The following is a 25,206-nucleotide window of genomic DNA, read 5'->3' as shown; positions in this document are numbered from 1 at the left end:
GAGGGGATCTTCCTTCCCCTCCTCTTTTTTCTCCCCCTCGGGCACCACGATGGGGGAATCCGCATCGTCCTCCTCTTTCCTCTTGATGCCGAGGGTTTCGCCCAGGACCTCGTCCATGTGGGCGACCTTCTTGATCTCCAGGGCCTTTCTTATCTTCAGGGGGACATCCTCCAGCTCCGAGTAGTTCTCCTCGGGGATGAGGACCTTCTTGATGCCGGCCCTGTGGGCGGCGATCAGCTTTTCCTTGAGCCCGCCTACCGGCAGGACCCTTCCCCGCAGCGTTATCTCCCCGGTCATGGCCGTGTCGTTTTTCATGGGGATCTTCGTCAGGGCCGAGGTAAGCGCAACCGCCATGGTGATCCCCGCCGAAGGCCCGTCCTTGGGTATGGCGCCTTCCGGTACGTGGACGTGCACGTCATACTTCTGGTAAAACTCGGGATCGATACCCAGCTGCTCGGTCCTGCTGCGGACATACGAGATGGCCGCCTGGGATGACTCCTGCATCACGTCGCCGAGCTTCCCGGTAACCGTGAGCTTGCCCTTCCCGGGCATGATCGTCACTTCAACGAGCAGGAGCTCCCCGCCGAACTCGGTCCAGGCCAGGCCCGTGGCGATACCCACGAGGCCTTTCTCCTCCTTCTCGCCGTGACGGAATCTCTCATGGCCGAGAAACTTCCTTATTTTCGCCGCCGTTATCTTCACTCCCTTCAGGCCCTCCTGGGTGGCCACCTCCTTCGCCACTTTCCTGAACACCGAGGCGATCTCCCGCTCCAGGTTTCTCACGCCCGCCTCACGGGTGTAGTTCCGTATCACCTTCATCAGGGCGGGGTTGGTCAGGGTCACGTCATACTTTTCCAGGCCGTTCTCCTCGAGCTGTTTCTTGATCAGGTGGTCTTTCGCTATGTGAAACTTCTCCATCTCCGTGTATCCCGGTATGCGGATGATCTCCATACGGTCCCGGAGGGGGGGAGGGATGGCGTGGAGGGTGTTGGCAGTCGTTATGAACATGACGCTCGAGAGGTCATAATCCATGTCCAGGTAGTGGTCGTTGAAGGTGTTGTTCTGCTCGGGGTCAAGGACTTCAAGAAGGGCCGCCGACGGGTCTCCCCTGAAATCGACGCTCATCTTGTCCACCTCGTCCAGGAGAAAGACGGGGTTGACCGTTCCCGCCTTTTTCATGAACTGGATTATCTTTCCCGGCAGCGCCCCGATGTAGGTCCGCCTGTGGCCCCGTATCTCGGCCTCGTCCCGCACGCCGCCCAGGGAAATCCGCACGAACTTCCTCCCCAGCGCCCTGGCGATCGACTTGGCAAGGGACGTTTTCCCCACGCCCGGGGGGCCGACGAAGCAGAGAATCGGGCCTTTCAGCTTGTTCACCAGCTTGCGGATGGCGAGGTACTCGAGTATGCGCTCCTTGGCCTTTTCGAGCCCGTAGTGGTCCTCGTCGAGGATCCTGGCCGCCCCGTCTATGTCGATCTTGTCGTCGGTCTTCTCTGTCCAGGGGAGCGCGATGAGCCAGTCGATATAGGTCCTGCTCACCGTCGCCTCCGCCGACATGGGCGCCATCATCTTCAGCCGCTTGAGCTCGCGGAGGGCCTTCTCCGTGGCCTCCTTCGACATGCCCTTCTTCTTGATCTTCTCCTCGAGTTCGGCAAGCTCGGTCTTCTCGTCATCCCCATGACCCAGCTCGTCCTTGATCGCCTTCATCTGCTCGCTCAGGTAGAACTCCCGCTGGGTCTTTTCCATCTGCTTTTTCACCCTGCCGCGAATCCTCTTTTCCACCTCGAGTATCTCTATTTCCCCTTCGAGATGGGAGTAAATCCTCTCGAGCCTCTCTGCCAGCGATGTGGTCTCGAGCAGCTCCTGTTTATCCTCTATCTTGAGGGGAAGATGCCCGGCGATCGTATCGGCAAGCTTCTCGTAATCTTCGATGCCGGAAACGGTCATCAGAAGCTCCGAGGGCAGTTTCTTGCTCAGCTTCACGTACTTCTCGAAGGAGCCCTTCACGTTCCGGGAGAGCGCTTCGACGCTGACCCTGTCGGCGGCTTCCGGCACGGTGTATTCGACGAGGACCTGAAAATAGCTCTCCTCGGGGATGTAGTGGGTGATTTTCGCTTTCCTCTTGCCCTCCACGAGCACCTTGACCGTCCCGTCCGGCATCTTCATCATCTGGATGATGGAGCATACGGTTCCCATCCGGTAGATATGCTCCGGTTCCGGGTCATCCTCTCGGGCATCCTTCTGCGTTGCCATCATGATGACCTTGTTCTTTCTCATCGATTCCTCGATGGCCCTGATGGACTTCTCCCTGCCCACGAAAAGGGGGGCAACCATCGATGGGAATATCACCATGTCCCGGAGCGGAAGAAGAGGGAGCATCAGATCGATCGCATCCATGTTGATCTCCTGTTTTCCTCTTAGATGCTTGCGCAAGGTTCAGAAATCAGGCTGACTCAACCTTCGTTTCGTAGATGATCTCGGGTTGAGCATACCCGTCTACCACTTCGGGGGTTATCACGACCTGCTTCACATCGTCCCGGGAGGGGATCTCGTACATGACATCGAGCATCATGTTTTCCATGATGGAGCGCAGGCCGCGGGCTCCCGACTTCCTTTCGATAGCGAGTCTGGCAACCTTGCGAAGTGCCTTTTCGGTGAATTCGAGAATAACGTTCTCGTACTCGAAAAGTTTGATATATTGCTTGACGAGGGCATTCTTCGGCTCGGTGAGAATCTCCACCAGCGCGTCCTCCGTGAGCTCGTGGAGGGTGGCAATTACCGGAAGCCTGCCGACGAACTCGGGGATCATTCCGTATTTTATGAGGTCCTCCGGCTGGCTGTGGATGAGGATATCACCGATGTTCTTCTCGTCTTTTCCCTTGATATCCGCGCCGAATCCGAGGGTCTTCTCTGCCATCCTCTTCTCTATGATGTTTTCGAGGCCCACAAAAGCGCCTCCGCAGATAAAGAGTATGTCCGTCGTGTCCACCTTGATGAAGTCCTGCTGGGGATGCTTGCGGCCTCCTTTCGGCGGCACGTTCGCCACCGTTCCCTCGAGTATCTTCAAGAGCGCCTGCTGGACGCCTTCCCCGGAAACGTCCCGGGTGATCGACGGGCTGTCGGCCCTCTTTGCGATCTTGTCGACCTCATCTAAGTACACGATTCCCTTCTGGGCCTTTTCTACGTCATAGTCTGCGTTTTGGAGGAGGCTCAGGATGATATTTTCCACGTCCTCTCCCACGTACCCCGCCTCCGTCAGGGTGGTGGCATCGGCTATGGTAAACGGCACGTTGAGAACCTTTGCGAGCGTCTGGGCAAGCAGCGTCTTGCCCGAGCCGGTGGGGCCAAGGAGAAGGATATTGCTTTTTTGCAGCTCCACCTGGTCGGAGGATTTCGTCTCGATCCTCTTGTAGTGGTTGTAGAGAGCAACCGACAGGATCTTCTTTGCCCTGTCCTGGCCAATCACGTAGTCGTCGAGGGACCGCTTGATCTCTTCGGGCTTTGGAAGCTTCTTCTTCTTCTCTTCAAAGGTTTCTTCCAGCTCGTACTCTTCCGCGATGATGTCATTGCACAGCTCCACGCACTCGTCACAGATGTAGACCGTTGGCCCCGCGATGAGCTTTCGGACTTCATTTTGGGATTTACCGCAGAATGAGCAGGTAAGGATGCTGTTCTTATCGTATCCTCTCTTCGACACGATACCTCCGTTTACTCTTTTATCTTTTGTTGGGTGATGGTTCTCTTCTCAACGACGTAGTCTATTATACCATACTGCTTTGCCTGCTCAGCAGACATGAAGTAATCCCGGTCGGAGTCCGCGGTAATCTTCTCCAGGGGCTGCCCCGTATGCCGGGAAAGGATATAGCTGAGCGATTCCTTCATGCGCATTATCTCCCTCGCCTGAATGTCGATGTCAACGGCCTGGCCCTGGACGCCCCCGAGGGGCTGATGAATGAGGATTCTGGAATGGGGGAGTCCCGTTCTCTTTCCCTTCTCCCCTCCCGCCAGGAGCACGGCAGCCATGCTGGCCGCCTGCCCCATACAGACCGTCGCAACGGGGGGCTTTATGTACTGCATCGTATCATAGATGGCAAGCCCCGACGTGATCAGCCCTCCGGGAGAGTTGATGTAGAGGAATATATCCTTGTCCGGGTCCTCCGCCTCGAGGAAGAGCAGCTGCGCAATGACGAGATTTGCCACGTCATCGTTTATGCCGGTGCCGATGAATACAATCCTGTCCTTGAGCAACCGCGAATATATGTCGTAGGCCCTCTCACCTCTCCCGCTCTGCTCTACGACGATGGGGACCAGAGTCATTGCTCCTCCTTTAGCTTTCTCCCTTCTTGCCTGCCGCTCCTGCAGATTTACCCTTACCCTTCTTTTCGGCATCTGCATCTTCGCTCTTTAAGAGAAACTCCAGAACTTTGGCTTCCAGGATAGAGTTTTTCAGGGAACCCCTCGTTCTCTCGTCACTATAGTATGATGACACTTTTTCAAAAGAGATGTTAAAATTCTCGCTCATCGTTTTCAGCTCCCGGTTCACATCCTCTTCCGTGGCTTCGATGGCCTCTTTTTTGGCGATCGCTGCGAGAATAAGGGAAGACCGCACCGACTTGACGGCGTTTTCCCGGTACCGCTCTTTCAGGTTCCGCATATCCATCTGGGAAGGGTCGAACTTAACCCCCTGCGACTCGAGCCTCTTATGAGTATCACTTATCATACGCGTTATCTCCTCGTCAACCAGCGTTTGCGGCACCTCTACCGGGTTTTTTTCCACCAGCGCTTCGAGAAGCTCTTCGCGCTGCCTCCTCTTTTCCGCCTGCAGCTTCTGTTCCTCCAGGTGCTCCCGTATCCTGCCCTTCAGGTCATCGAGGCTCTCGATTTCCGGCAGGGACCGGGCAAACTCGTCATCGAGCTCGGGGAGCACTTTTTCCTTCACGGCCCTGACGCCTATCTTGTAGAGAATCTTTTTCCCCTTGATCTGCTCTATGCTGAAATCCTCGGGGTAGGTTATCTCGAATTCGGGGGCATCCCCCGCTTTCTTTCCCATCAGGTTTCTGTCGAACTCCTCCCCGAGAGTGCCCGTGGCCGAGAGCAGATACGTGGAGTTCTCCTTCTCCTCGACCAGCTCTTCGCCGTCAAAGGCTTTGAAGTCTACCTCCAGGAGGTCACCCTCCCCGCTCTTCCTCTCCACGGGGCGGTAAACCGCCTGCGCCTCGCGCATCCGCTCGATCTCCCCCATCACCTCCTCATCTGTAACACCTTGATTTATATCGGAAATATTGATATCGTCGTATCCTACCGGCTCGAATTCAGGGACCACCTCGACAAGAGCCGTAAAGCGGAATGCCTCACCGTCAATATACTTCCCATCCTCGATCTCCCTGATCGCCACGGTCCTGAAATCGGCCTCCTTTGCCGCCTCAAAATACCCCTCTTTGATCAGGTCTTCCTCGAGCTGCTCGATCACCCTCGCCCTGAACCGTGTCTTGATTATCGACAGCGGCGCCTTTCCCGGCCTGAAACCCTGTATTTTAGCGGTTCTCTGGATTTTCAAAAACGACTCTTCCCGCCTCTTTTCAACGACCTCGCGGGGAATCTCCACCTTCAGCCTCTTGACAACCGGGCTCACATCCTCGATGGTCTTTTTCACCTCCACGCCCTCTTTCATGGCTATCCGTCCTCTCTCCTGGATTTTTCCCATCAAACAGCAATGGTGCGAGAGGAGGGATTTGAACCCTCACGGTTACCCGCTGGATCCTAAATCCAGTGCGTCTGCCAGATTCCGCCACTCTCGCACCCTGTCAAGTGTGGACTATTGTAACCCCACCGGGGCCGGGTTGTCAATCTGGCCCCGGATGATCAATTACAGTTACATTTCAACGATTTACCTTTTCAAAGCGGGCCCGGCGAAGCGGGTTGCGCGCCCCGGCAGAGAAAGAGGCCGGAAAGAGGGGAAGTGCCCGGATATAACGGTTCGGAGGAAAAGAGGCCCCGGGGCAGGGTCTTTCCCCTGTTTCCGGTCAAGGGCCCGCCCCGGTCCGCGGTGACCGTCCGGGCCCCCGCCTTGCCCTTCCGCCCTCAGCGATGAGCGGTGAACTGTGACCGGGAAACCCCCATCTGTGATACAATTATCAGGATTACCACTACTCTTTCGAAAAAAACAAGCAGGTAATGACCGAGATTCTCGAACTGAAAACGGTAGCTCTCTTCATCGAGCTGAGGGTCTTCCTCGCCGTGTCTTTCCTCTACCTGACCGCGGTCATACTGTACCTGTTCAATCTCCTCGCCAGAGACGACGTGACGGGCAAGCTCGGCACTTCGGCTCTGGCGTGCGCAACGGCCCTGCACACCTTCATAATCCTCTTCCGATGGTGGGAGGCATCCCGCCCCCCCTTTCAGACCCTCTTTGAGAGCCTCTCCTGGTTCGCCTGGTGTTCGAGCGCCACGCTTCTGTTTATCATGGCGAAAAAACCCCGGGTCCACCTCGCGGGCCTTCCCGTCGCGCTTCTTTCTACCTGGGCCATGTTCTTCGCCCTGTTGACGAGGGATCCCGCTCCCCCGCCGCTCTCCCCGCCCCTGCAGAGCAGCTGGTTTCTCTGGCACGTGATCATCGCGTTCATGTCCTATGCCGTCTTCGTCGTGGCCTGTTCGGTGGAGCTTTTGTACCTCTACATCAGGAACAGGCCGTACATCGTGAAACTGACGCGCCAGGAGGTAGAGACCTTTCACACGAATGCGTATATCCTCGTCGTCGTGGGGTTTCCCCTGCTCACATTCGGAATAGTCTCGGGCGCCGCCTGGGCAAACGACGCCTGGGGGAGGTTCTGGTCCTGGGATCCGAAAGAGACGTGGTCCCTTATCACCTGGACCGTTTTTGCCGTGTACCTTCACGCCATGAAGATCCCCCGCTGGCGTGACGCCTACGCGCCCTACATCAACATCCTGGGCTTTGTGTGCATGATCGTGACCTTCATCGGCATCAACTGGATCTCAAAACTGCTCGGCATCCCGAGCATGCACGTCTACGCCGTGTAGAGGGCGGGGGCCTGGTTAAGAGAGGACCGGATGCGAAAAAACTTTATCTATCGGCACCTTGCATCGACCAAGACGGCGATCTACCTCCTCCTTGTCCTCTCCCTTTTCTTCCTCATCGGGACGATATTCCCGCAGGGGGTGGGGCTGGAGGAATACCGGGAAGCGGGCGGAAAGTTTATCTTCGGCGCACGGTACCTGGGATTTCTCAACATCTTTCAATCGCCCCTGTTCCTCCTGGCGGGGCTCCTCCTGGCGCTGAACACCCTCGTGTGCACCGCCGAGCGGATCATCGTGCTTGCCCGGAGAAGACCGGGTGAGTGGCACCCGGGGAAAGAGGGCCGCAGGTCCTACGCGATCCCCGCGGGATCGGACGTACCGGGCCTTCTCCCGCGCCTGAAGGCCGCCCTGAAAAAACGCGGGTACAAGCTCAGGCGGGAGGAGGCAGGCGAAAGCGGGGCAACCCTCACCTTTGCCCGGGGGATAGACCTCACGATCACCTCCATCCTTTCCCACGCGGGGATATTTCTGTGCCTCGCGCTCTTTTACTCGACCCACTACCTCTCCTACGAAAACGTGCTGACCCTCTATCCGGGAGAGACAAAAGAGGTTGAGCTCCCCGGGGAGAAGAGGGCCCCCTTCCAATTGAAACTGAACGAATTCTCGACCCTCTACGAGGACAACCCGAAGATAGAGTTCCCCCCGAAAGCCCACATGAAGATCGCCGCGCTCGTCTCGAAGGCTGGTGAGAAGGCGGCTTTTACCCTCGAGCCGGGCGCCGTCGCCGTTTCCGACTGGATAAGCGACCTGTCCGTTCAACGGGGGGGAAAGGAGGTGTTGAGGAAAAAGGTGGAGGTCAACGTCCCCCTGCGCCACGGGGGCTTTACCTTCTATCAGATGGGGTATGACCAGGAGGTGGAGCTCAAAGTCGGGGGCGAGACAAGAACCATCTCCCCGGGGAAGCGCTTCGAGGGGAAAAACGAAGAGAAACTCATGATTTCCGGCGTCAGGCACGGGACCCTCAACAGGATCGACGGCACCCGGGAGAAGATAAAGCCCTTTTTCTCCCTCTACCGTCTCAAAGAGGGAGGCAGCAGGAAAGACAGGGAAAAACTCGGGGACCTTTCACTGGGAGAGAGAAGGCAGATCATGGGGATGGCGGTCACCTTCTCCCGGTTCAAGGAGGCAAGCGTCCTCTCCTACCGGGTAGACCCATCCGTCGGCATCCTCTACTACCTCTCCTTTCTCGTCATCGTCCTGATTACCGCCCGCCTCTACCTCCGCCAGAGCAGGGTGAAAGTGGTGCTCGCCTCGGGTGACGGCGATGGTACCGTCACGGTCTCACTCCGCTCCGAGGGAGCCTTGTCCTCCCGGCAGGACGAGGAGAGAAAAATAGCAGATGTGTTCGCTGAGATACGGCTGGTGGAACTGAACCCGCCCTACGATTCCTCGTCGACGAGCTGAGAAATATCCCTGGCTTCATCGAACTCTATGCCGATCACGTAATCGGTCATCCCCTCCGGCTTGTCGTACCATATGACCTTCCCCTTGATCACGACCTCCTCTTCACCAGCGGCGTCGAAGTGGAGTTCGACTGTGTTTTTGTGGAGCATGAGGTCGCTGTACATGACGTGGATGCCGCCGGGGCGAACGGATGGGGATTCGATCCTGGTCCCCAGGGGGGAGATGTCCTTTACCTTCACCTTCTGCCGGGGAGATTTGATGGCCTCGTCCTTCCCGGACACCGCAATCAGGAAGGCGGCAACAGCCGCCTTGACCCTGGTTTCCCTCCGCCTGTTTTTGTACTTTTCCATTTTTCGCTAGTACGCTTTGTCGCGTGCTTCCTCGTCCATCCTGCGCAGGCCCTCCATCAGCATCTGCATGCCGTCCATCGTGACGGTCTGCTCCTTCGTCCTGATGCCGTGTTCGATGACGAAATCCCCGTTTTCCCACTTGAGGAGCTCGTAAAAAGCCGTCTCTCCCTGGAGGTCCCTGTAGCCGCAGTGCTTTATCCGCCCGTTCTCAAAGAAAATTTTCGCCACCTCATCGCCGTTCTTCAGGGTAACCAGCGCCGTTTTGAGACCCAGGTGGAGCGTCTGGACGATATCGGTAAGGCCGAGGTTCCTCAAATCACCGACGACGCCGGGATTCACGAAGCCCGTCTCCGTTTTCTTGCGCCGGCTATCGCGCCGGATGATATTCCGGGCCCTGGCGGCGAGCTCCTTCATGTTTACGGGTTTCAGCAGATAGTCTTCGGCCCCCAGGTGGAGCGCCTCAACCTTCGACTCCACTTCATCCATGCCGGAGAGAAAAATAAACGGTACGTCTTCAACCTCGCTGTCCTGCCTCATCTCCCTGAGAACGTCCATGCCCGTTTTGCCGGGAATGCCCACGTCGATTATCGCCAGGTCATACCTGTCCTTCCTGATCATATCGAGGGCTTCCCGCCCGTTATCGGTTACATCCACTTCAAACCCCTCATTGGCGAGCTTGAGCTTCAGCAGGGTCAGGTAGTCGATCTCGTCATCGACGACCAGCACCTTGGCCCGCGACGTAACGCTCCGGTAGGAGAATTTCGTCTCCACCACCCGGGTAAAGATCTCCACCACCTCGGGGTCGAACTGGGTCCCCACGTTCCCGTGCAGCTCCTTGAGGGCCTCTTCATTGCTCACGGCGCTCCGGTGCGGCCTGTTCGCCGTCATTGCCGCGAAGGCATCCACCACACTCAAAATCCTGGCCCCCAGGGGGATCTCCCTCCCTTTCAGGCCCGAGGGGTAGCCGTTTCCATCGTACCGCTCGTGATGGTGCATGATGATGGGCTTGATCTTCCAGGGAAAGTTGATCGTTTCAAGGATCGCTACCCCGTTTTCGCAGTGCCCCCTGATGGAGGCAAGGTCGTTCTCCGAGAGCTCCTCTTTTTCCACGAGGATCTCTTTTTTCACGCCGATCTTTCCGATGTCATGAAGGAGCGAGGCGACGATGATCTCGTCGATCATGTGTTTTTCCAGCTCCATCGCTTCCGCGACCGATTTCGCATACTCCATGGTTACGTGGGAGTTCCCGCTGAAGAAGGGGTCGTTTACCTCCAGGAGCCCGATGAGAATGTCCATGGTGTCTATCAGGCACGTTTTCAGCTCGTCGTCCGTCACGGGGAGGGAAACGGGGGTCTTTTCCTCGAGGGAATACCTGATGAGCTCGACGAGCTCCCGCTGGTCGACGATGTAGTCCGACGCGCCGAAGCGCAGCACATCATCGGAGCTCGTGATCACCGAAAAATTGTTGACAACGATGACCCTCGTTTTCCGTGAAATCCGCTTAATCCTCTTTTTCAGCTCGACGCCGGAATAATCTTTCAGGTAGGACTCGGTGAGGACGAGATCGACGGCGGAGTTCATCACGATCTTTATGGCCTCCTTGCCCGTGGGCGCAATGGAGGGAAGATAGCCGGCACTCTCCATGATCGAAGCGAGGGTATCCCTGATCGGACCATTTCCGTTGACGATGAGAACCTTCTTTTTCAGCGCCTTATCCATTTTCCTTCTCGACACACACGCTGTCTATGAATGCACGCGCATCCCTCTCGCTTCCTATCGTGCCGGCCAGCACCTCTGCCATCAGCTTCCTCAAGGTTTCTTTCGGATTTTTCACCCTCTTTATTAAGCCGGGGAAAATAAATTTCCCGGACACAAACGGCAATTCTCTCCTTTCGATGAGATCTCTGTTTTCAAGGTAGCATTGTACCGTTTTTTCTATTGCATTTCTCCTGTTTCCGAAAACACCTGCCCCGTCGGCAAACAGGATGACGTGGGGCAGGTATGCGCCGGCATCAACGATCGCTTCCGGCCTGATCGGCGATGCCCCCCGCGAGGGGAAGAGCCCCCCCTCCATCACTTGCGTTACCCGGGACAGCACCTCTCTCTCCCTCCGGGAGAGGCGAAAAAGGTTAAAGAGCAGCAGGGGGAGGGGTCTTTCCCGCTCCCCGGAGAAAAGGGAGAGGAGAATGAGAACGTCTATGCCCCGCCTGCCTCCCGACAGCTCCCGGAAGTAGATTTCCCGCACCCCTTCGTACGTCTTTTCCATCACCCCCCGAAGGAGGCGAAGAACCCTTTCTGCCGCGGGTTCCACCGCAACGTCGATGCCCGTGAAGGCAGATATCAGCCCGATTAACTCCCTGTATTTAAACGCCTTTTCGAAGTAATCGCCCCGAAAGGCGGCGAATATCTCATCCCGGGCCCTTTCCCCCTTCACACTCCGGACACAGGAAGCATGCCGCTCCGCCATCTTCCTGGTGTCGTCATCGACGGAAAAACCGAAGGCCGAGGCGAACCGGTAAACCCTGAAAAACCGCACGGGGTCACTTTTGAGGTTTTCCCCGGAAACAGCCCTCACGACCTTTCTTTGCAAATCCTCCGTCCCCCGCAAGGGGTCGATGACTTCCCGCGCATCGAACCCTGCTTCGCAATACCGGCCGAACGGATAGGCCATGGCGTTTATGGTGATATCCCTCTCGAAGAGGTCCCGGTGGATGTCGCCTCCCCGCAACGCGCTGAAGTCAAAGACCCCCTCGTCGTTTACCACCCGCACCGTCCCGAACCGCTCGCCGACGGGTACCATGGTGCCCCCGGTTGCCCCCGCGAAATCCTCGCCCAGCTTCCGCGGCTCGATCTCTCCGGAAATGTCGAAATCCGTCAAATCCCTTCCCAGGAGCAGGTCCCTTACCGTTCCCCCGACCAGGAACAGGGCCTCCCCCCCTTTCGTGAGCTCCACCACCCTGTCGAGGGATCTTCTGTATGGCTTTGCCGCCGTCATGATCAGAATGACTGGTCGAACTTGAAGTAAAAGAGGGTGCTGTTGTCCTTGAAACGGTCCAGCTCCCGGGCAAGCTCGAAATTCACTTTCACCTCGGCGATGCCGAGAAAATTCCCGATGAAAAAGAATCCCACCCCCGATGAGGCCCGGAAACCCTTCCTCTTTTCCCGGGCCCTTGCGGGAAACTTGCCGATCCCCCCGTCGAGAAAAAGGTTCACCGCGAACCCATGAACGGAAAAGAGCCCCCAGGGAAGCCCTGCGTCGAGGTCGTTCGTCACAAGGTGCCTGAGCTCAACCGTGCCGATCACGAAGTTTTCCACTTCCGCGTCATCGCTCTTTATCCCCCGAATACGGCTCTTCCCGCCCAGGTCGAGAAGCCGCACATCCGGAACGTCACCCCACACGACACCGGAATCCAGTTTGAGGGCCAGGGTGTCCTTCAGGTCGATCTGAAAATACTTTACCACCCTGGTCAGGAGGGTGTAAAACTGGTTCTTTCCGCCACGCCCGAAAAAACCCGGGATAAAGCTCACCACTCCCCGAATATCCCTCACCGGGAAAAACGGGAAGGTGGGGGTGGAGTAATCGAGGGAAAAAAACCCCTCGACGAAGTTTTCCTCCGAGGGTATCAGGGTCCTTTCATGGGTGTAGCGTATCCCTCCCACCCAGAAAAGCCCCCCCTGCCGCCTCAACTTGATCGCCCGCCGGTAGATGAACTCAGTCGAAGAGGAGTCATCGCTCGTGGAGAGCCGCAGAAAGTACGCGTTAATCGGGTCGTATGCACGCTTGAAGTAGAACAGTACGGAGCCTTGGAAATCCTTCGTGTTGAAATCATAGCTGAATCTCGTTGATTGGAGGACGAAGCGAAGCGGCCTCTTCACGTAGTTGTTCGAGCGGTCGGTGTCCTCCATGACGAGATCGGGGTCGACGGCCACGTTCTTAACCTCCACGCCCGGCGCGGATTCCACGGTAAGTGATGCCTCCCTCTGCTCCGTGTCCCAGACGAGGTTTTTTTCCGTCCCGTCGGAGAGCGAGACGAGCACCTTTACGCCCTCCCGCGGAGCATCTTCCCGCGGGTTGGCCAGCTTGATCTCATGGGACCCGTCTCTGGCCTCAACCGATACCAGCCGGTAGTCGCTCCTGGGGTCGGCGACCAGAAGCGAGAGGAAATCGTCTTTCAGGCCAGCCTCCGAGAGGACTTCGAGGAGGTCAGCCCCCGCAAGGTATCGCGTGAGAACATAACGGGCATCGATCGTCTCGTAGGACCTCATGACCCGGTAGATCGAATCGCCCGTCACCCGCCGGTACTCGGCAGTCGGGAAGTCTTCCCCGGGAAAACCAAAGCGGTAAACCGTCCTGATGTATGAGCGGGAAAAGGGCATCTCCCTGTCGTAGTAGATGCTGTCGAACTGCGGGATGAACCTGAAGGGCTTGACCATGTTTCTCAGGCTCCTCAGCCTCAGTTCGGTAAACTCCCTGAACTCGTCTTTCAGTATCTCCCCGACAAACTCGGCATAGACTCTCGAAATGAAGCCCTTCCCCCCATCCCGTGACGATGCGAGATAGCTGAAGACAGCCTCTATCAGCGATTCCTGATGCTGGGATTGAAACAGGTAGAGGGAGTCGAATATCCTGTCCGATACGACCACCCCGTAGGTGGTAAAAAAGGAGACCCGCTTCCTGAGGGGCGCTTCGACGACGAGGAGCCCTTCGAGGTCATCTAACAGGTCGGGATGCCGCTGTTTGAGAAAGAGGGACACCTGGTCGATCGTTTCCTCAATTTTTTGCTCCTGCCTTCCCGACATCTTTTCCCGGAACAGGGTTGCATTCACCCCCCCCGTGCCGAGGGAGACCTCCCGGAAGTCGGCGAGAAAAAGGCCCACCTCCTTCATCCCGGGCAGAGCGGCAACGACGCCAACCGATCCATCTCCCGTGACGTACCCACTGCGGTGGGGGATGAGGAGAACCTTCTTCCCCCCCTCTTTCACCCGCACCGCGAAGGAGACCTCCCCGTTCTGAAGACTGAGCTCCGGTCTCCCATTCCTGCGGGAAACGGGAAGCGGGTAGAAGGCGCCGTTCAGGTACAGGCCCTTTCGCACCGCGGAAAAACAGGAAAAGTGGTTGGGGATAAGCAGCTCGTAGCGAAGCGTCACGGTGTTTCTCTCACCGGGGGCGAGGGGAAGGCCGAAAACAAGGGACATATACGGTCCTTGCTCTCTTTCGAAGCCAACCTCCCTGCCATCTCCCGCTTCGGCGGCGGTCATGGTGAAGCTGCCGGGACGGATGCTCCTGCCATCGACAACGTCTTCGAAGTTGTCCTTGAGAAAGCCGGCGTTAAACATCTCGGGGTAGAGAAAAAACTGCTGCCTCCCGAGCGGGACGGGCCGGTCGTTTTCTATCTCCACGGTGAAGGTGGCGCGGATGGAACCGGAAGAGGGAGAGAGATCGAGCACGAGGGACCGGGCCGTGACGAAAGCCGGCGCACTCTTTGCGGGAAGGAGCGCGAGGAAAAGGACAAGGGGGCCGGCGAAAAGGAAGCCCCCTCCCTCTCTGCCGGAAAACTTCCTGAACCTACCCATCAACCCGTATGTCCTGGCCGGTCATCTCGCCGGGAACGGGCAGCCCGAGTAATTTCAGTATGGTCGGCGCGATGTCCTCGAGGGCCCTGTTTTCCTTGAGCCTTCCCCGAAAGTGCGGATCGACGACGATGAACGGGACGGGGTTGATGGTGTGCGCCGTGTGGGGTTGCCCCGTCTCGGGGTCCACCATGATCTCGACGTTTCCATGGTCTGAGGTGACCAGGGCAACACCCCCTGCGTCCAGGACGAGCTTTACCACCTTGCCGAGGTTTGCATCGACCGCCTCGACCGCCGCCACCGCCGCCTCGATTATCCCCGTGTGCCCCACCATGTCGGGATTTGCGAAGTTCAGCACCATCACGTCGAAGGCGCCCTTTCTTATCTCTGAAACGGCACGGTCGGCAACCTCGTAGGCGCTCATCTCGGGTTTCAGGTCGTAGGTGGGTACGGATGGGGAAGGTATGAGTATCCTGGTTTCACCATCGAAGACCTCCTCCTCTCCGCCGTTGAAAAAGTAGGTAACGTGGGCATACTTCTCCGTTTCCGCGATCCTGAGATTCCGAATCCCCTCTCTCGTGAAAACCTCCCCGAGGGAATTTTTCATCGTTTTCGGGGAAAAGGCAACGGGGAGGCGAAAGGTCTCGTCGTAGAGCGTCATGCAGACGTAGGTTGGCTCGAGAAACCCTCCCCGGTCGAACTTTTCAAACGCGGGCAGGGCAAGGGCCCGCGTCAGCTGCCGGGCCCTGTCGGCCCGGAAGTTGAAAAACACGATGCCGTCGCCGTGCTCGATCGGGCCGACGGGAACGCCGTCTTTTACGATGACCACCGGTTCGACGAACTCGTCGGTTACCCCCTTTTCATAGGACCTCTTGACGGCCTCAACGGGGTCTTCCTGCGCGATGCCCTCACCGAAGACGAGTGCCCGGTAAGCCCTCTCCGTTCTCTCCCACCGGTTGTCCCGGTCCATCCCGTAGTACCGGCCGCCCACGGTGGCGATCTTCCCCACACCGATGCGCTCCATCTCGTCCCTTAACTCGCTCAGATAACCCGCCCCGCTCTTCGGAGGCGTGTCGCGCCCGTCGAGAAGGGCGTGAACGTAAACCCTGGCGATGCCGTTTTTTTTCGCCATGGCGATGAGTGCAAGCAGGTGGGTGTCCATGCTGTGGACGCCGCCGTCCGAGACGAGCCCGATCAGGTGGAGGGGTCTTCCCCACTCCCGGGTCTTTCTCATCGCGTCGAGAAGGACCTGGTTCTCAAAGAACTCTCCTCCTTCGACGGCCTTGTTGATCCTCACGAAATCCTGGTAAACGACGCGGCCCGCGCCGATGTTCAGATGGCCCACCTCCGAGTTCCCCATCTGTCCGTTGGGCAGCCCCACCCTCTCCTGGGAAGCATAAATGATCGTGCCGGGATAGCGTGATGCGATGTGGTCGAAAAAGGGGGTGTTCGCCATCGCCACGGCATTGTACTCTTTTTCTTCCCGGTGTCCCCATCCATCGAGGATCACGAGGGCAACGAACCTTCTCCTGTCCATACTTGCCTGCTCCGCACCCTATTTCTTGACGGCGATATTATAAAAAACGCTCCATCCGGGATACCGGGCAAATCCCTCGAGTTCCTCTTCTATCCGCAGGAGCTGATTGTACTTGCACACCCTGTCCGTCCTGCAGGCCGAGCCCGTCTTGATCTGACCGGTTCCGAGGGCGACGACGAAATCGGCGATCGTCGTGTCTTCCGTCTCCCCGGAACGGTGGGAGACCACGGAAGTAAAGCCGGCACGCTTTGCCAGCTCGACGGCCTCGATCGTCTCCGTGAGCGTCCCTATCTGATTCAACTTGATGAGCACGGAGTTCGCCACCCCCTCCCTGATGCCCTTCTCGATGATCTGCGGGTTCGTCACGAAGACGTCGTCGCCGACGATCTGCATCCTGTCCCCCATGGCCCGGGTAAAGAGCTTCCACCCCTTCCAGTCGTTCTCGGCAAAGCCGTCCTCGATGGAGACGATGGGGTACTTCTTTGCGAGCCTCCCGTAGAAGCTCACCATCTCTTCCGGGCTCTTTTTCGATCCGTCGGACTTTTTGAAGACGTATTTGCCCCGGGAGAAGAACTCCGACGCCGCAGCGTCGATGGCAAGGGCGATGTCCTTGCCCGCCTTGTATCCCGCCTTCCCGATCGCCTCTACGATCACCTCGAAGGCCTCCTCGTTCGACTCGAGGTGAGGGGCGAACCCCCCCTCGTCCCCGACCGACGTGGAGTAGCCCCGGGACTTCAGCACCTTCTTCAGAGCGTGAAACGTTTCCGTACCCATCTGCAGCGCTTTTGCAAACGACGCGGCGCCGAGGGGCATGATCATGAACTCCTGGATGTCCACGTTGTTGTCGGCGTGGGCGCCACCGTTGACTATGTTCATCATCGGCACGGGAAGGGTGCAGGAATGGACCCCGCCGATGTACTGGTAGAGCGGCAATCCTGTGTACTGGGCAGCGGCTTTTGCCGCGGCGAGAGAAAACCCGAGGATCGCATTCGCACCGAGCTTCGACTTGTTCGGGGTCCCGTCGAGGGCCAGGAGGAAATTGTCGATGAAGACCTGCTCCGTCGCATCGAGGCCGATCATTTTCGGGGCGATCACGGCATTTACGTTTTTCACCGCCTTTTCAACGCTTTTCCCCAGGTATTTCCGAGGATTGCCGTCTCTTAGCTCAACTGCTTCCCGGGTTCCCGTCGAGGCACCCGAGGGAACCGCCGCCCTGCCCACTGCGCCCGATTCGAGCGTCACTTCCACCTCGATGGTGGGGTTGCCCCGTGAATCGAGAATCTGCCTGGCAAATACGTCAACGATTATGCTCATGACAAACCTCCTCCTTCGCTTAACTGTGAATATCAGGACTCCATATTATATGCAGATTTATGCAGGCCATAAAAGGCATCTTTCGCGATTTCAAAAAAGCGGACAGGCCGCTTCACGGTCAACCGCGAAAAAAAAAGCCCCGGGAAAAACTTCCCGGGGCGGGATCTTGCCGGGGGGATAGGCTTATTTCTTCCCGCTTACAGCGTCTTTGAGCCCCTTCCCGGGAGAAAACTTGGGAACCTTCGTCGCTTTGATTCTTATTGCCGCGCCGGTCTGAGGGTTGCGACCCTTCCTCGCTTTCCTCTTGGATACGGAAAACGTGCCAAATCCCGTGAGGGTGATCTTGTCCCCTTTCTTAAGAGCCATCGTTACGTTTTTGATAGCCGAGTTCAGAACCTTTTCTGCAGCCGCTTTGCTGACTTTCGTTTCACCTGCAATCTTTGCAACGAGTTCAGCCTTCGTCATATTCTCCCCCTCCTTTATTTAGGTAATGGAATGGTGAAAAAACAAATTTATCGCTTGTCGATAATAGATATATACGAATATCCTTATTTGTCAAGGTTTTTTCCCGGAAACAGCTCCACGCTTTCCCCGCAGACAGCTAGAGGCGGCGCCCGGGAAACCGCATCCGCCATTTCGGCAGGAAAAGGCCAAGGAGCAGTGCACCCGCCACGAATCCCCCGATGTGGGCCCAGAACGCGATCCCACCCGAAAAGGGGTTCTGGTTACCAAGCTGGGCGGTGCCCCCGGCAAGCTGCATTAAAAACCAGAAGCCGAGGAAGAAATATGCGGGAATCTCGACCATGGTGAAAACAACGAAGAGTGGAAGGAGGGTCACGACGCGGGCCCGGGGATAGAGGAGAAGGTAGGCCCCGAGAACGCCCGCAACGGCCCCGGAAGCGCCGATATTGGGAACCATCGACGAGGTGTTGATCATGATCTGGGTCAGAAAGGATAAGAAGCCGCAGGTAAGGTAGAACGCCAGGTACTTCCCGTGCCCGAGGGCATCCTCCACGTTGTCGCCGAAGATGTAAAGGTAGAGCATGTTGCTCAGGATGTGGAGCCACCCGCCATGGAGAAACATGGCGGACAGGGGCGTGAGCAGTTCCCTTAAGGAAGAACTCCAGTTGTCCACGAACCGGAATGGAATGACGCCAAAATTGGTGATGATGTCATGCTGTGCGCCCCCGGCGAAAACCTCTATGAGAAAAAAAAAGGCATTCAGGCCGATGATTGCGTAATTGACAACCGGTTTCCTCTCAGATGGTATCGTGTCTCTGAGGGGTATTATTTTTCACTCCTCCCTTCCGCCGCAATTGTGCTTTAATAATCAGTAAAAATGGAAGCATATCGCATATCGGGCCGATTTCCAACATGAACAATAAGAAAAGGTTGAACACCTACATAATAGCATCGATGTTTCTCCATGTTACATCGATTCTGTTTCTCATGACAATAAAAACGGAGCCCCTGAAGGAGCCGAGGGTCGCCTTCGTCGAGCTCATCGACATCCCGAGGGCCACAGAGATAGAGAAAGCGCTCCCCGGGCTCATCGACAGCAAGAAATTCAAAAAAACCAAGCCCGCCGAGGAAAAAACACCCCAACAGAAGCCCCTTCCGCCGTTCAAGGACCGGGTCCTGGAGGGGAAAGTGCCCGACCTCCCCGTCAACCCCGACCTGCCTCCCGAGAAGGTGATGCCGAAAGTTGCAACCCAGACAAAAAGCGAGGAGGCGGAAAAAGGCAAACAGGGACAAGAGGCCTCAAACAGGCAGGAGGAAAAGAGCAAGATCGCAGACAGTGAGGGAAAGGGTGCTGATGAAAGAGGAAAGGTCCCCCGGGTAAAGGACCTGACACCGACGCTGGGCAAGATGGTCCTGGCGGCAAGAGAGAGGAATACGAAAGGAGAGGGGAAGGGGGAAGGGGAAAATATCGGCACGAAATCAGAGGCGAAGCAGCAGGGCGAGTTTTCGGAAGTCGCGCGGGCAGGAACGGTTTTGACACCCCTCGACAATCCCTCTATCCAGTACATCTCCTACTTTGCCAGCATAAAGAGAAAAATCGAGCTCGTCTGGCAATACCCCTTCGATGCCATTCAGAGAGGGATCCAGGGCGACCTCATTCTCGACTTCTCCATCAACCGGGGCGGGGACCTGAAGAACATCAAACTCGTGAGGAGCTCCGGGTTCGCCATTCTGGACGAAGAGGCTATCGAGTCGATCAGAAAAGCCGCCCCCTTCTCCCCCATACCGAAACAGTACCGGATAGATGAACTGAACATACGGGCAAATTTCATCTACGAAATGCACTATCTGAAAATCAAGTAACGGGGGGGAGCGGGTAGGTGAAGTGTGCCGAGAACTCCCGGTACTCCCCGGGACTCAGGAGCCTCTCCCGCGGGACGTGGGTGGTTTCCACCCTTATCAGCCATCCCCTGCCGTAGGGGTCGGTGTTGATGATCCCGGGCCTGTCGATGACCTCCGCGTTGGCCTCGAGAAGCATACCGGAGAGGGGAGAGGTAAACTCGTACACCGTTTTTCCGGACTCGATGAGGAAGAGGGTTTCCCCCTCGGCAATGAGCTCCCCCTCGGGAGGCCGTTCAACGAAAATGATCTCCTCCATCTGCCGCTGAAAGAAGTCGGTCACCCCGACGGCGACCAGCCCATGGTCCCCGGGAAAGACCCACTGGTGTTCCCGTGTATAGAGGAGATGTTCCGGAACCTGCATGAGACACGCTACTTTTCGTTGAGCCGCGCCGCCTGGAGCGTGTTGGCCAAAAGCATGGTTATGGTCATCGGGCCAACGCCCCCGGGTACGGGCGTTATTTTCGAAACGAGGGGCGCAACCTCGTCAAAAAGGACGTCGCCCACCACCTTTCCATCGGGCAACCTGTTCACTCCAACGTCGATGACGACGGCACCCTCTTTCACCATGTCTCTTCCCACCATCTGAGCCCTCCCGATCGCCGCGACGAGGATGTCTCCCTCACGGGCAACCGCCGGCAGATCCACCGTTCTCGAATGGCAGATGGTTACCGTGGCGTGCTTTCGAAGGAGCAGCAGGGCAAGGGGTTTGCCAACGATATTGCTCCTCCCGATGATTACGGCCCTTTTTCCCTTTATCTCGACCTCCTCGTGCTCGAGCATCTTCACTATCCCGTGGGGAGTGCAGGGGTAAAAGGTTTCGTGCCCGATCATGAGCTTTCCCACGTTCACGGGGTGGAACCCGTCCACATCCTTGTGGGGGGCGACTCTCTCCAGAACCAGCCCCTCGTCGATGTGGGGAGGAAGGGGAAGCTGCACGAGGATACCATCTACCGTGCCGTCCTCGTTCAGGCTGTCGATGAGGTCAAGGAGGCGCTCCTGGCCGGTTTCGGCCTCGAGGGTGTGCTGCACCGACCCTATTCCCGCCGCCTCGCAGGCCTTTCCCTTCATGCGCACGTATATGGAAGAAGCGGGATCCTCTCCCAGAAGGATGACGGCGAGACAGGGGTTCCTGCCAAAACGCTCTTTGAACCTGGCGGTCTCTTCGGTAATGCCTTCGCGAAGCTTCGCCGAAATCGCCTTCCCGTCTATTATCTTGCTCTCCAACCGCTTTCCCCTACTCTGCAGGCGCAACGGCGTCTTTCTTCTTCGTTTCCTTCGATCCCTCTTCGCCCGTGTCGCCTCTGGTCTCGTTTGCCGCACCGGGAAGGTCTCCTGTCCCGGCACCGTCACTTCCGTTGTTGCCCTGGTTCAACGGGGCTCTTTTTTTGCCCGCGTCCTTCGCGCCGTAATCGGTGGCGTACCACCCCGACCCCTTGAGTATGAATGTCGTGTTGGATATCTGTCTCTTGAGCTTTCCTCCGCACCGTTCACACGTGGTGGGCTGCGAGTCGCTGATCTTCAGCATCACCTCGGTCAGTTCGCCACACTTTTTACAGCAGTACTCGTATATCGGCATTCCTTCACCTCCAAAAATGCACCACCGCACAATAGTACCAGCATATCGGGATGAAGAAGAGGCGAAGCAGCCAATCCCGGCCACCCCGCCTCTTCCGTCCGTTCTGGCAATATCAGTACATGCCTCCCATTCCTCCCATACCGCCCGGAGGCATGGGGGCTTCCATACCCTTCTTCTCTTCCGGCTTGTCTGCCACCATGCACTCCGTCGTCAGCATGAGCCCGGCGATGGACGAAGCATTCTGAAGGGCAGACCGCGCCACCTTCGTGGGATCGAGGATCCCGGCTTTCATCATGTCTTCGAACTCGTCGGTAGCGGCATTGAAGCCCACGTTCCCCTTCATATTGACGATCTTATCCACGACAACGGCGCCGTCCTTTCCTGCATTCGCCGCGATCTGCGCCGCTGGCTCCAGCAGGGCTTTTTTCACGACGCTGGCACCGGCTTTCTGCTCGCTGGAAAGATCCATGTCGTCGATCACGTCTGCGGCCCTGATGAGGGCAACGCCGCCACCGGGCAGAATGCCCTCTTCAACGGCAGCCCGCGTCGCGTTCAGTGCATCCTCGACGCGCGCCTTCTTCTCTTTCATCTCCGTTTCCGTGGCCGCTCCCACGTTGATCACGGCAACACCCCCCACGAGCTTTGCGAGCCGCTCCTGGAGTTTCTCCCGGTCGTAATCCGAGGTCGTCTCATCGATCTGGGTCCGTATCTGCTTCACCCTTCCCTCGATGTCGGACTTTTTCCCCGCGCCATCGATCACCGTGGTGTTGTCCTTGTCGATCACGACCCTCTTCGCGCGCCCGAGGTCGTCCGCCTTGACCGCTTCGAGCTTTATCCCCATCTCCTCGGAAATGGATTTCCCTCCGGTGAGGATCGCGATGTCCTCGAGCATTGCCTTCCTGCGGTCACCAAAACCGGGGGCCTTCACGGCAGAGCAGGTGAGGGTCCCCCTGAGCTTGTTGACCACCAGCGTGGCAAGGGCCTCGCCCTCCACGTCCTCTGAGATGATGAGAAGGGGTTTGTTCATCCGCGCAATCTGCTCGAGGAGGGGCAGAAGATCCTTCATGTTGCTCACCTTCTTCTCGTGGATGAGAATGTAGGGGTCCTCGAGGACAACCTCCATCCTCTCGGCATCGGTCACGAAATAGGGTGAGAGATAGCCGCGGTCAAACTGCATGCCCTCGACGATTTCAAGGGTCGTTTCCATACCCTTTGCCTCCTCGACGGTTATGACTCCCTCTTTGCCGACCTTCGCCATGGCCTCGGCGATGATGCCGCCGATCTCCTCATCGTTGTTCGCAGAGATCGCGCCGACCTGGGCGATCTCCTTCTGGTCTTTCGTCGGTTTGCTCATGTTCTTCAGTTCACCGACCACCGCCTCGACGGCCTTGTCGATTCCCCTCTTGAGCTCCATCGGGTTGTATCCCGCGGCGACGAGCTTTATCCCCTCCTTGTAGATGGACTGGGCCAGAACGGTGGCCGTCGTGGTGCCGTCCCCCGCCACGTCGCTGGTCTTGCTCGCCACTTCGTTCACCATCTGCGCCCCCATGTTTTCGAACCTGTCCTCGAGCTCGATCTCCTTGGCCACCGTGACGCCGTCCTTGGTGATCACCGGAGAGCCGAAAGATTTCTCGAGCACCACGTTTCTCCCCCGGGGTCCGAGGGTGACCTTGACGGCATCGGCCAGGACGTTTATACCCTTGAGGATTTTGGCTCTCGCCTCCTGGTCAAATGCAAGTTGCTTCGCCATACTCTTTACCTCCTGTTCGTCGTTTTTATTTCGTCCGTTATTTTTCTACAACAGCGAGAATGTCGTCTTCCCGAAGGATCAGGTGCTCCTCCCCCTCGATCTTGATTTCCGTTCCCGCGTACTTGCTGAAAAGGACACGATCACCTACCTTCACGTCGAGGGGGACCTTGGTCCCGTTTTCCAGGATCCTGCCCTTTCCCGCTGAGATGACCTTGCCCTCCTGGGGCTTTTCCTTCGCCGAATCGGGGATGATGATGCCACCCTTGGTCATCTCCTCCTCCTCGACTCTCCTGACGATAACCCTGTCCTGAAGCGGTCGTAACTTCATACGCACCTCCTTTTTCATAATCATTTATTTTGGTTTGAGAGACGTTTTAACTGTTAGCACTCATCTCAATCGAGTGCTAATAAAAATATTTTATAGTACCTGCCGGGCCAGAAATCAAGATTTTTTTTTGGGGAAGGAAAACTATGCGGCAGGGCGAGATCGGCCTCGCGGTTCCAGGGGAGGTGGTAATGCAGGCTGTCCCCTACTTCCAGGGTTTTTTCTTCCCCACCTCCTCGTCGAAGTACTTCCTGTAGAGGACCTCCCATTCGGGAGAGCCCTCGGGAATCCTTTTTTTCAGCGATGCGATCTTCACCCGCACCGCGCCGTCGACATCCTCGTAGAATTTCAGAAAGCTTTCTATGGCCCGCCTGATCTCCCTTACACCCGTCTCCTCGTCGTAAAAATCGACCACGTCGTCATTGTAGATCCTGTTGAATACCATGTGGGCGATGTGGGATATTCTCTCTTCCGAAAGCTTCATGGCGCCCCCTCTCACAGGACCAAGCCGCGCTCCCTGGCGAGCTTGTGCTTTATCATCTTGAACAGCTTCCGCCTGTTTATGTCCTCTCCGGCCCGCTGGATATGCTCGTCGATTATCTTCTCCACCTCCTCATCGAGTGCCTGCTCCGCCCTGATATCCTTCTCGATCGCCTCGTAGATCCTCCTGCGGACCTCGCTTTCCTCGCTCTTGAGGGTGATCATCTCCCTCTTCATGAGCCTCTCATAGATGAAGTCGGCGAGCCCCTTCATCTCCTGCTCATTCAGCCGCACCGTCCCCTCCCTTCGTCCACCCTTTGAAGTCCTCACCGATCACGCCGGCTCTTCTGTACCGCTCCATCGAGACGCTGCAGGGACAATCCCTCTTTCGCCCCTTAAAAAGACGCATGGCGAAGATACAGATCCCGGGGAGCAGCTCCTTCGCTTTTTCAACCCCCGGGGCCATCTCATCGGGCAGCGTCCCCTCGAAGAGGACGCCCTCCCGGTAGGGCAGCTCCCGCACCCCCTCCGCATAATTCGTCAGGTAACAGATCGGCTGATAGCAGATCTCGAGTTCCCGGGCAAGGAACGCCTCGGGAACGAGGGTCATTCCCACCACATCGGCGCCCCACATGCGAAACATCCTTATTTCCGCCGGGGTCTCAAGCCGCGGCCCCTCGGTGCATACGTAGGTGCCACCGTGGACCACGTCTCTTCCGCTCCTCTCTGCCGCTTCTGCCAGGGCCCGTCCCATGGAGGCGCAGAACACGGGGTTCTGCCTGATGAACCCCAGGCCGGTACCCGCGAAGAAGGTGGCCTTCCTTCCTTTCGTGAAGTCGATGAGATCCGTGGGAACGAGAAAAGACCCCGGGGCCAGCCCGTCGTTTACGATGCCGGGGCCGCTCCAGGCCACCACCCGCTCGACGCCGAGCAGCTTTGCGGCGTACAGGTTCGCCCGGTAATTGACAAAGGGGGCGCTCATCTCGTATCCCCTCTCCCCGTGCCGGGAGGCGAAATAAAAGCGGAACCCCCCGTTTTCGTAGAGGCAGAAGGGGGCCGATTCCCCGAAAGGGGTCCTCACCCTCCTCCTGTCAAGGAGCCTGCCGAACTCATCTTCGGCAAACTGGTATGCGCCCGATCCTCCAATCAAGAGAAACGGCGCTCTTTTTCCGGTATTTTCCGCCATCTAGAACATTGCCCGCAAAAGGAAGTTGAAGACAAAACCGCCGACATCGGGATCCTCGAAGAATACATCGCTGAAATCGGGTTCCGCAAAAAACCAGCGAAACTCGAGGCCCAGGATGATGCCGGGAGATACCCTGAAATCCAGCCCCGTGCCAAAATGGACGCCCATTCCCGCCCCGCTGTCCGTATCGAAGCCGAAGTCGAATTCGGCGAAATAGATCCCCGCCCCACCCTCCAGGTAGGGTTCAACGAAGG

Annotated in this window: 24 protein-coding genes and 1 tRNA gene; 3 read left to right on the top strand and 22 right to left on the bottom strand. The window is 57.4% G+C overall.

Features of this window, described 5'->3' with window-relative positions; all coding sequences use genetic code 11:
- From GTN70_00850 to GTN70_00830, 5 genes are all read right to left on the bottom strand, one after another.
- A partial coding sequence (locus tag GTN70_00850; GenBank protein NIO15548.1) for an endopeptidase La occupies positions 1–2,397 on the bottom strand: 2,397 nt, incomplete at its 3' end.
- A 46-nt stretch (positions 2,398–2,443) separates the two neighbouring features.
- On the bottom strand, positions 2,444–3,697 hold the full coding sequence (gene clpX / locus GTN70_00845; protein NIO15547.1) for an ATP-dependent Clp protease ATP-binding subunit ClpX: 1,254 nt from the start codon (positions 3,695–3,697) through the stop codon (positions 2,444–2,446).
- Positions 3,698–3,708: 11 nt separating this feature from the next.
- Positions 3,709–4,317 (bottom strand): ATP-dependent Clp endopeptidase proteolytic subunit ClpP, encoded by a 609-nt coding sequence (gene clpP, locus GTN70_00840; GenBank protein ID NIO15546.1) that lies wholly within the window; start codon positions 4,315–4,317, stop codon positions 3,709–3,711.
- 10 nt (positions 4,318–4,327) lie between these two features.
- Positions 4,328–5,671 (bottom strand): trigger factor, encoded by a 1,344-nt coding sequence (tig, locus tag GTN70_00835; GenBank protein ID NIO15545.1) that lies wholly within the window; start codon positions 5,669–5,671, stop codon positions 4,328–4,330.
- 43 nt (positions 5,672–5,714) lie between these two features.
- Positions 5,715–5,798, bottom strand: a tRNA-Leu gene (locus tag GTN70_00830).
- A gap of 376 nt (positions 5,799–6,174) precedes the next feature.
- Here GTN70_00830 and GTN70_00825 point away from each other — a divergent pair.
- Both GTN70_00825 and GTN70_00820 read left to right on the top strand, forming a co-directional pair.
- Complete coding sequence (locus GTN70_00825) at positions 6,175–7,038, top strand: hypothetical protein (GenBank protein ID NIO15544.1); 864 nt, start codon at positions 6,175–6,177, stop codon at positions 7,036–7,038.
- A gap of 30 nt (positions 7,039–7,068) precedes the next feature.
- Positions 7,069–8,499: a hypothetical protein gene (locus GTN70_00820; GenBank protein ID NIO15543.1), complete on the top strand. Its 1,431-nt coding sequence runs from the start codon at positions 7,069–7,071 to the stop codon at positions 8,497–8,499.
- Here GTN70_00820 and GTN70_00815 read toward each other — a convergent pair.
- From GTN70_00815 to GTN70_00780, 8 genes are all read right to left on the bottom strand, one after another.
- On the bottom strand, positions 8,475–8,849 hold the full coding sequence (locus tag GTN70_00815) for a hypothetical protein (protein NIO15542.1): 375 nt from the start codon (positions 8,847–8,849) through the stop codon (positions 8,475–8,477). The two genes, GTN70_00820 and GTN70_00815, sit on opposite strands and share 25 nt — an antisense overlap.
- A gap of 6 nt (positions 8,850–8,855) precedes the next feature.
- The gene (locus GTN70_00810) at positions 8,856–10,568 is read right to left on the bottom strand and encodes a response regulator (protein ID NIO15541.1); all 1,713 of its coding nucleotides are present in this window, start codon (positions 10,566–10,568) and stop codon (positions 8,856–8,858) included.
- Positions 10,561–11,844 carry a hypothetical protein gene (locus GTN70_00805; protein ID NIO15540.1) on the bottom strand — a complete coding sequence of 428 codons (1,284 nt, stop codon included), beginning with the start codon at positions 11,842–11,844 and terminating at the stop codon, positions 10,561–10,563. The genes GTN70_00810 and GTN70_00805 overlap by 8 nt, the downstream gene beginning before the upstream one ends.
- Positions 11,845–11,846: 2 nt before the next feature.
- Complete coding sequence (locus GTN70_00800; GenBank protein NIO15539.1) at positions 11,847–14,423, bottom strand: hypothetical protein; 2,577 nt, start codon at positions 14,421–14,423, stop codon at positions 11,847–11,849.
- A complete protein-coding gene (locus tag GTN70_00795) occupies positions 14,416–15,957 on the bottom strand; it encodes a 2,3-bisphosphoglycerate-independent phosphoglycerate mutase (GenBank protein NIO15538.1) in 1,542 nt (513 codons plus the stop codon). The genes GTN70_00800 and GTN70_00795 overlap by 8 nt, the downstream gene beginning before the upstream one ends.
- A gap of 18 nt (positions 15,958–15,975) precedes the next feature.
- Complete coding sequence (locus GTN70_00790) at positions 15,976–17,271, bottom strand: phosphopyruvate hydratase (protein NIO15537.1); 1,296 nt, start codon at positions 17,269–17,271, stop codon at positions 15,976–15,978.
- A gap of 183 nt (positions 17,272–17,454) precedes the next feature.
- On the bottom strand, positions 17,455–17,736 hold the full coding sequence (locus GTN70_00785) for a DNA-binding protein HU (GenBank protein NIO15536.1): 282 nt from the start codon (positions 17,734–17,736) through the stop codon (positions 17,455–17,457).
- Between the two features lie 136 nt (positions 17,737–17,872).
- Positions 17,873–18,562, bottom strand: a complete 690-nt coding sequence (locus GTN70_00780; GenBank protein NIO15535.1) for a rhomboid family intramembrane serine protease — start codon at positions 18,560–18,562, stop codon at positions 17,873–17,875.
- A gap of 83 nt (positions 18,563–18,645) precedes the next feature.
- Between GTN70_00780 and GTN70_00775 the strand changes: the two genes are divergently transcribed.
- The gene (locus GTN70_00775) at positions 18,646–19,596 is read left to right on the top strand and encodes a TonB family protein (protein NIO15534.1); all 951 of its coding nucleotides are present in this window, start codon (positions 18,646–18,648) and stop codon (positions 19,594–19,596) included.
- Here the strand turns inward: GTN70_00775 and GTN70_00770 are convergent.
- The 9 genes from GTN70_00770 to GTN70_00730 form a co-directional block, all read right to left on the bottom strand.
- The gene (locus GTN70_00770; protein NIO15533.1) at positions 19,589–19,996 is read right to left on the bottom strand and encodes a glycine cleavage system protein H; all 408 of its coding nucleotides are present in this window, start codon (positions 19,994–19,996) and stop codon (positions 19,589–19,591) included. The two genes, GTN70_00775 and GTN70_00770, sit on opposite strands and share 8 nt — an antisense overlap.
- Positions 19,997–20,004: 8 nt before the next feature.
- Entirely contained in the window at positions 20,005–20,859 is an 855-nt protein-coding gene (gene folD / locus GTN70_00765; protein ID NIO15532.1) for a bifunctional methylenetetrahydrofolate dehydrogenase/methenyltetrahydrofolate cyclohydrolase FolD, read from the bottom strand.
- Positions 20,860–20,869: 10 nt separating this feature from the next.
- A complete protein-coding gene (locus GTN70_00760; GenBank protein NIO15531.1) occupies positions 20,870–21,211 on the bottom strand; it encodes a zinc ribbon domain-containing protein in 342 nt (113 codons plus the stop codon).
- Positions 21,212–21,323: 112 nt separating this feature from the next.
- Positions 21,324–22,961 carry a chaperonin GroEL gene (gene groL / locus GTN70_00755; protein ID NIO15530.1) on the bottom strand — a complete coding sequence of 546 codons (1,638 nt, stop codon included), beginning with the start codon at positions 22,959–22,961 and terminating at the stop codon, positions 21,324–21,326.
- A 37-nt stretch (positions 22,962–22,998) separates the two neighbouring features.
- Positions 22,999–23,289 (bottom strand): co-chaperone GroES, encoded by a 291-nt coding sequence (locus tag GTN70_00750; protein NIO15529.1) that lies wholly within the window; start codon positions 23,287–23,289, stop codon positions 22,999–23,001.
- A gap of 202 nt (positions 23,290–23,491) precedes the next feature.
- Positions 23,492–23,770, bottom strand: a complete 279-nt coding sequence (locus GTN70_00745) for a DUF507 family protein (protein ID NIO15528.1) — start codon at positions 23,768–23,770, stop codon at positions 23,492–23,494.
- A gap of 11 nt (positions 23,771–23,781) precedes the next feature.
- On the bottom strand, positions 23,782–24,060 hold the full coding sequence (locus GTN70_00740) for a DUF507 family protein (protein NIO15527.1): 279 nt from the start codon (positions 24,058–24,060) through the stop codon (positions 23,782–23,784).
- On the bottom strand, positions 24,047–24,952 hold the full coding sequence (locus GTN70_00735) for a phosphorylase (protein ID NIO15526.1): 906 nt from the start codon (positions 24,950–24,952) through the stop codon (positions 24,047–24,049). Before GTN70_00735 ends, GTN70_00740 begins: the two co-directional genes overlap by 14 nt.
- Positions 24,953–25,206, bottom strand: a 254-nt coding sequence (locus GTN70_00730; protein NIO15525.1) for a hypothetical protein, incomplete at its 5' end; no start/stop codon positions are given.

Source organism: Deltaproteobacteria bacterium (assembly GCA_011773515.1).
Classification (GTDB): domain Bacteria; phylum Desulfobacterota; class Deferrimicrobia; order J040; family J040; genus WVXK01.
Note: the sequence above shows the minus strand (reverse complement) of the source record. Positions and strands in the feature narration are given on the sequence as shown.